The sequence below is a fragment of the uncultured Roseibium sp. genome (assembly GCF_947499295.1).
Taxonomy (GTDB): Bacteria; Pseudomonadota; Alphaproteobacteria; order Rhizobiales; family Stappiaceae; genus Roseibium.
Genome location: NZ_CANMNP010000054.1, coordinates 1 through 5,857, shown reverse-complemented (window position 1 = coordinate 5,857; position 5,857 = coordinate 1). Strand labels below are relative to the sequence as shown.

Here is a 5,857-nt window from a genome sequence, read left to right as displayed (position 1 = left end):
ACTTGAAATTGGCGGCATGAAAACCAACCCGGATACACCTTAAATCAGCCGTCAACTTGTCCAGAAAATCGGGACCACTTCGTGGCCGGATCGCTGAGACCGGCGCACATGGCTGGCAACACGCCGGTGCTCGTGGAAAATCTTGACCACGCGGCGCTTGAGCCGTACGTCCACCTTCCGACCGATGAGGGAGTGCGGAACGGAATAGAAGGTCTTGTCGACCTCGACATGGTAATCGGGATGAACCTTGGCGGTCTTCCACTCGGCATATTCGAAGGGCGTATCCGGCAGGGGTTTGAGGGCCGCCTTCTCCAACTCCTCGAACAGTTCGCGGCGGCTTTTGCCGATGTGACGCATCGGTCGGTTGTTCAGATCCTCCAGAAGCTCGGCGATCGCGGCATTGAGTTGGGTCAGCGAGAAGAAGGTCCGGTTCCGCAGCCGGGCGAGGATCCAGCGCTCCACGATCAGCACGGCGCCTTCGACCTTGGCCTTGTCCCGCGGTTTGCGGCTGCGTGCTTGCTCACCTCCGTTCGACACCAATCTCCGTCGCACCAGGTGTTACGGAGACCTGCGTCGCCCATTGCGAAGTCATCCTTGCCCGTCTTCGGCTGGTAATGCAGCAAATGAAGATCGGCATGAAGCACCTTGAACGTCTGTGTGCCGCGGTTGCCGAGCTACCCTCGAGCGAGCCAACAGACCCGGATACGCGTTGTGATCCGGAGATATTGAGATCTCTGCCTGGGATCGGGCCAATCGTCTTGGCTGCGTTGCTTTCAGAAGCGCCTGAAGCTGTTCGCAGACGAGATGCCAATGCTCTTCGAGCCCTGTCAGGTGTAGAGCCGGTGACCCGTCGTAGCGGGAAACAATATATTGTCGCGATGCGCCAGTCCTGCCCGCACAGACTTCGAACGGCTGTATTCCATTGGGCACGAACAGCAGTGCTGCAAGATTTCCATTCCCGGAACCGATACAGCGACATGCGCAAACAAGGGCATTCTCATGCCCGGGCTCTACGCTCGGTCGGGAGCCGTTTGATCGGTGTCGCCTGCGCTATGCTGGAAAGCGGAGAGCTCTTCGACAAGGATCGAATGCCACAGGTCCTGGCTGCATAGGTGATCGCCGGCCAGGCGCGAAGTCCCAAATAGCGAAGAACCTGGCCGGCGATGCGGCGCAACGCGCCGCCAACAAGGAGTTGCGTGCAAAGCACGCTCCACATCCTCCTTCGAAAACGCTTAGGGCTCCGCCCTCGGCGCGCTTCAAGGTGCCTTCCGCCCAGCTTCCTGCGCGCGTTCCGCGCTTCGTGCAGCAGGGTCCCCGCGAAGGACCTCTCCGCTTGCATACCCGCTGCTCGCCGCGAGGCAAGGGTTGCAGCGCAGCGCTACGAACCCTCGCAGAAAGGCAGCGGAAGAAGTCGGGAAATCAAGGATCGAAAAAAGTGAATTTGGCACTTGAAATAGGTGGGGAGTCCCCTCTGGATTTTCCCCTTGTCCCTCTCCCCTTCGTTCTCGCCGCCGAAGTCTCAAGGAGCCAGAGCCGGGCTCCGGCCCTTCGGGACAGAACCCGCTTCGCGGAATAGGAAATGGAGAAAAACCAAATGACAGTTTATGCCCACACAGCCCGGTTTGATCATGGCCGCGCGCTTAACGAAGACGAATTAAGACGGCTGGCACCATCGATCTTTGCAAGGCAAGCCCACGAAAGCCGGTCAGACCGCTTTCAGCCAATCTCGACCGTCGACATCCTGCGCGGCTTGATGGATGAAAGCAAAACCAACTTCCCAAACACCTGATCAGACTGAGACGGCTGGATAATGACCGCAAATACGGTGTTGGCGATACGGTCTGCGAAATCCTTCTGAAGAATGCCAATGACGGCACATCCACCTATGATCTGATGGCCGGATTGTTCCGGGTCTGTTGTCTCAATTGGCCCAGATCCGCGGTAGTGTTAAATTTGGCTAAGAAACGGAACGATTAGGGAACATCTTGGGTTGTTGCTGTGCGATGAGCTGCTGCGATCCGGCTAATAGTAGCTCGGTGGACGCGGAACAGGCGGCTGACATCGGCTATTGAGCGGCCAGCTTGGAGCATGGCGATTATTTCGACGCGCTGTTCGGGGGTAAACTTTGGTTGGCGACCGCCGCGGCGGCCCAGAGCACGTGCAGCACTGAGGCCGGCTTGCGTCCGCTCCCGCACCACGGCGCGCTCGAATTCAGCGAAGGAGCCAAGCATCTGCATCATCAACAGGTGGGTTCTGACCTACGCTCCCCAGATGGAGAAACGGTTGCGGCGTTTCCGCAAAACGCATTGCGGCCCGGTGCGCATCAAGGGCCAATGGCGCTATCTGTATCGGGCCATCGACCAGCATGGAAGTCCGGTCGATTTTCCGCTCACGGCAAAGCGCGATCTGAATGCGGCCAAGCGGTTCTTTCAAAAATTTTTGTCGGATGCCCCGCTGCTGTCACCGGGCAAAATAGGCATCGATGGTGCCGGCACTTTTCCCCCAGCCATCGGGGATGCGGTTGACGGCGGCCTGCTTGCTCCGGATCCGGTGCACTATGTGACTAAGCATTTGCAACAGGGCATCGAGAGCGATCATTTCAGGGTGAAGAAGATATATGCCGAAGGTTGGCGGGTTCCGCTCGTTCAACTCAGCCAGAAAATCCATCGCCGGTTTTGAAGCCATGCTGTGGCTCAGGAAGGGCTTCGGCTTGACCGGTCAGTGGAGCGTCCGCGAACAGAACGATTTGCTTGCGATGCTCTTCGGAATTGAAAAAGTTAACGAAACTTGAAAATAGCTCCCAAAAACGGGAGAAACTTACCAGAAGGCTAAAGTTGCGACACGCCCCGCTCATTTGCCTTTGTGTCAGTTTGGTCGCCTGGCCGTTTTCGTTACCTTCGCGTTGTCCAAGTCAATCCGATTGGTAAACAGCGGCGATCTACGCAACGTTGTAGGGCTCTAATTTTTATGCTCTTGCCCTTATCGCCGCCCACCGTTCTAAATTCCTCATGCTGAGCAGGCCCAGTGAGATGCTGAAAAACATCGTTGCCCAAGTTATCGCCGTCAGAGCAACCAGGAGTTCATAGCTAGAAACGGCGAGCAATTTGACAATCCCAAAGGATAGAGCCAACAGCCAGCACGTGGCAGAGGTTGCTCCAAAGAATGCAAAAACAAGAAGTTGTAGCGCTTCGAAGTCGACAACTTTACTCCCGCAATTGGATTGGATCATCGAAATTGCCGTGGGTCCGAGAAGTAGACCGTTGGCCGTCAAAACCGAAACGATCATCAACTTGAAGGATAATTTAGGAGTAAATTGAGCCAGTTCGAAGCCTGTTTTTATATAGACGAGCAGCAGGCCAGATATCCAAAGGGGGATCAAGACTATTCCAATAAGCACATGAAAAAATTTGATGGTTTGAATAGATTGTTCTGTTAAGGGCGTTTTGAGGTTCTTTAAAACAAACACGTCTGTTGCTATTGCACCACCTAAACCGCACGCGACTGTAAAAACGTGGGCGAGGCGAACCATGTCCACCGTAAAAGGTTCGAAATCCATATCAAACTCCGCTAATTACAAAGTCAGCGCCAAAAAGGGTGCGATGTGCGCATTACCGCAACACAGGTCGAAACAGTTTAATTGTTAATTGTCATTAATACGTATGAATTTGATCAAAGGAGGACTAAAACGTGACGATATTGCGCGTCGAAATCAGATTATTCACCTTATAGAAAGGCTTCTACACCTGATCACAGGTGATCGTGATGTTACCCAAAAGGCACTGAACTCAAACGGTGACACGGCGACCATTATGGTCCAAGCGCAATATTTTTTCAGACGAGTGAGCATCTACCCAACGCGTTCATAACTCCTGTAACTGCCTCAGAAACGCCCCCGAACAACCTTTTCTAGCCCCAATTACAGTCACACTCACTTCCCACCTTGATGAGGCCATTCAGGCACACGATTTGAAATAGCTCTCTACAGGAGATCCAAGATGCTTAAACACACTGTGATTGCTGTAACTTTTGGCACATTTGCCATGACCTCTGCTGCCCTGGCACAAGCGCCAGACTTCAGTACGGTTGATGCCAACCAGGACAGCCTTCTAACAATTGAAGAACTGGCTTCTGTAGGTGTTCCGATCACAGAGGAAACTTTTAGTGCCGCTGATACTAACCAGGATGGCACTTTGGATAAAGATGAATACAGCGCCATCGAGCTGTAACTGCACGGTTGCAGGTTGAAAGGCCGCGGGTACGTTTCCTTTTCGCTATTCCCACTACAGGACGCACCAGCCCGCTGCCTTCAACGCGTTAGGCTGATCCAGCACTCACATTTGGATCAGCCTAACATTCGTCAAAGACCCACAATTTTTTTGCGACAAATACCGTATATGAAACTAACCATCTTGTTCCAGGCGGACTTTTACAAAGGATGTGGTCGTTTGAAGGATCTGGTCAAACTGGTTATTTTAACTTTTTCGATTTCACGCTTGCAGCCTGTGATCGGGAGGTTTCCGATCGCCAAGGAAACGCGACAGAGCAAACAGACACTGGAAGCTTGCAAGACAGCGCCTCTCAACAAGATAACGACAGCCAATCCGTTTGTTCAGACGAGCAAAATTAAGGGCTGGGTCCGTTCTCTCTATATTCGTCATACAGATGTCGCCTTGGAAACCGTGCATGATCATCCTCTCAGTTGCTTCCATCGGAGTTCTATTTTATTTGATCTTTAGTTAAGGAGCGTGCGGATGCTGTGTGTCTATTGTGATACTCGGACTGAGCATGTTCACAGGGCTCTGCTGCGATTACGACCGCGGAAGACCTGAGGGAATGCGAATGAAGCATAATCATAAAGTCGCGGCCCGGATCCATAAGGCTGTTACGGATTTCGAGCGCCAGGGACTGTCTGATAGACATCTGACAGAGGCAATGCTTCCGCATATGCTGGATCTTCAGGATCTTTGGAACCGCGTCGGCGTTCGGGAGCTTCGCGAATTCTGCCTTACCTATCCTGGCCTCCATCGATTTTCCGTTTTGATGCAAGAATTCTCGGCCAACGATGAGAAGACGCGAAAGAGTGGAACACATCTCTTTCTGAATTTGAGCGAACTTGACGGGCCTTTCCGGAACGAGGTTGAACGGTTGCTGCAGCTTGCGGGCGATTTGCAAGCGGGAAAGGTTCCAACAGAAGAGCGCATTACCCTGCTCTATGGATGGCAGCAGGATGTTAGACGGCTGCTTTTGGGCGACTTAGCCGGTCCGATAGACAAGGGAGCCATTGAAATTCTAACTGCAGTCTTTGATGACATAGAAATTCGTCTGTGACGGTTTTTGTCGCTTGGCCGTATTGCCAACTTGTTTTGTTCATCGGCAAATTGAATTAGAGGAACCGGAAAATGACCGACACCAATCTGACCAACTACATCCAGTTCGCCGGCGACAAGCTCACAGGCAACATTGCAACTCTGGCCTTCGACGTCGATGTGACCGGCGAAGCCTTGCACAGCGACAACGAGAAAGCCCCCAAGTTCCGGCTCTATGCCAAGAGCCCCGCAGGCCGTCGCATCGATATCGGTGGCATCTGGGAGCGAAACAATGCCAACGGCGATCCGTACTTTTCGCTCACCATCAACACCGGTCATTCGAAGTTTTACGCAAACCTTGGCCGCTATCCGGATCAAGATGACGAGACGCTCCAGGCCGTCATCCCGAATGACTTTCTCAACAACGATCGCCGGAGTTAATCCGTATGCGTCCGGTGAGTTTCGCTTTTCGATTTTGAATTGGTCCCGATTTTCTGGACAAGTTGACGGCTGATTTAAGGTGTATCCGGGTTGGTTTTCATGCCGCCAAT

8 protein-coding genes and 2 pseudogenes are annotated in these 5,857 nt (G+C 53.0%); 7 read left to right on the top strand and 3 right to left on the bottom strand.

Annotation, left to right across the window (positions count from 1 at the left end; translation table 11 throughout):
- Positions 1–81: 81 nt before the first annotated feature.
- Positions 82–513, bottom strand: a pseudogene (locus Q0835_RS29125) (IS21 family transposase); the annotation flags it as partial.
- A gap of 122 nt (positions 514–635) precedes the next feature.
- On the opposite strand from Q0835_RS29125, the gene Q0835_RS29120 reads away from it, so the two are divergent.
- From Q0835_RS29120 to Q0835_RS30440, 3 genes are all read left to right on the top strand, one after another.
- Complete coding sequence (locus Q0835_RS29120; RefSeq protein WP_298966844.1) at positions 636–1,112, top strand: IS110 family transposase; 477 nt, start codon at positions 636–638, stop codon at positions 1,110–1,112.
- Between the two features lie 482 nt (positions 1,113–1,594).
- Positions 1,595–1,789, top strand: a complete 195-nt coding sequence (locus tag Q0835_RS29115; protein ID WP_298966843.1) for a hypothetical protein — start codon at positions 1,595–1,597, stop codon at positions 1,787–1,789.
- Positions 1,786–1,977, top strand: coding sequence for a DUF932 domain-containing protein (locus Q0835_RS30440; RefSeq protein WP_366142419.1), 192 nt, complete (start codon positions 1,786–1,788; stop codon positions 1,975–1,977). The genes Q0835_RS29115 and Q0835_RS30440 overlap by 4 nt, the downstream gene beginning before the upstream one ends.
- On the opposite strand, the gene Q0835_RS29105 is transcribed toward Q0835_RS30440, so the two are convergent.
- Complete coding sequence (locus tag Q0835_RS29105) at positions 1,974–2,237, bottom strand: recombinase family protein (RefSeq protein WP_298966845.1); 264 nt, start codon at positions 2,235–2,237, stop codon at positions 1,974–1,976. The two genes, Q0835_RS30440 and Q0835_RS29105, sit on opposite strands and share 4 nt — an antisense overlap.
- Position 2,238: 1 nt before the next feature.
- On the opposite strand from Q0835_RS29105, the pseudogene Q0835_RS29100 reads away from it, so the two are divergent.
- A pseudogene (locus Q0835_RS29100) lies at positions 2,239–2,791 on the top strand (IS6 family transposase); the annotation flags it as partial.
- A 174-nt stretch (positions 2,792–2,965) separates the two neighbouring features.
- Here Q0835_RS29100 and Q0835_RS29095 read toward each other — a convergent pair.
- Positions 2,966–3,556: a hypothetical protein gene (locus Q0835_RS29095; RefSeq protein WP_298966841.1), complete on the bottom strand. Its 591-nt coding sequence runs from the start codon at positions 3,554–3,556 to the stop codon at positions 2,966–2,968.
- A gap of 439 nt (positions 3,557–3,995) precedes the next feature.
- On the opposite strand from Q0835_RS29095, the gene Q0835_RS29090 reads away from it, so the two are divergent.
- The 3 genes from Q0835_RS29090 (at position 3,996) to Q0835_RS29080 (ending at position 5,747) form a co-directional block, all read left to right on the top strand.
- Entirely contained in the window at positions 3,996–4,226 is a 231-nt protein-coding gene (locus Q0835_RS29090) for a hypothetical protein (RefSeq protein WP_298966839.1), read from the top strand.
- Positions 4,227–4,839: 613 nt separating this feature from the next.
- Positions 4,840–5,328 (top strand): hypothetical protein, encoded by a 489-nt coding sequence (locus Q0835_RS29085; protein ID WP_298966836.1) that lies wholly within the window; start codon positions 4,840–4,842, stop codon positions 5,326–5,328.
- Between the two features lie 71 nt (positions 5,329–5,399).
- Entirely contained in the window at positions 5,400–5,747 is a 348-nt protein-coding gene (locus tag Q0835_RS29080) for a DUF736 family protein (RefSeq protein WP_298966834.1), read from the top strand.
- Positions 5,748–5,857 lie beyond the last annotated feature (110 nt).

What these genes read in the sequence shown, in the direction of transcription:
- Q0835_RS29120 (WP_298966844.1), top strand. Translation starts at nt 636, where the DNA reads ATGAAGCACCTTGAACGTCTGTGTGCCGCGGTTGCCGAGCTACCCTCG.
- Q0835_RS29115 (WP_298966843.1), top strand. Translation starts at nt 1,595, where the DNA reads ATGACAGTTTATGCCCACACAGCCCGGTTTGATCATGGCCGCGCGCTT.
- Q0835_RS29105 (WP_298966845.1), bottom strand. Translation starts at nt 2,237, where the DNA reads ATGCAGATGCTTGGCTCCTTCGCTGAATTCGAGCGCGCCGTGGTGCGG.
- Q0835_RS29095 (WP_298966841.1), bottom strand. Translation starts at nt 3,556, where the DNA reads ATGGATTTCGAACCTTTTACGGTGGACATGGTTCGCCTCGCCCACGTT.
- Q0835_RS29090 (WP_298966839.1), top strand. Translation starts at nt 3,996, where the DNA reads ATGCTTAAACACACTGTGATTGCTGTAACTTTTGGCACATTTGCCATG.
- Q0835_RS29085 (WP_298966836.1), top strand. Translation starts at nt 4,840, where the DNA reads ATGAAGCATAATCATAAAGTCGCGGCCCGGATCCATAAGGCTGTTACG.
- Q0835_RS29080 (WP_298966834.1), top strand. Translation starts at nt 5,400, where the DNA reads ATGACCGACACCAATCTGACCAACTACATCCAGTTCGCCGGCGACAAG.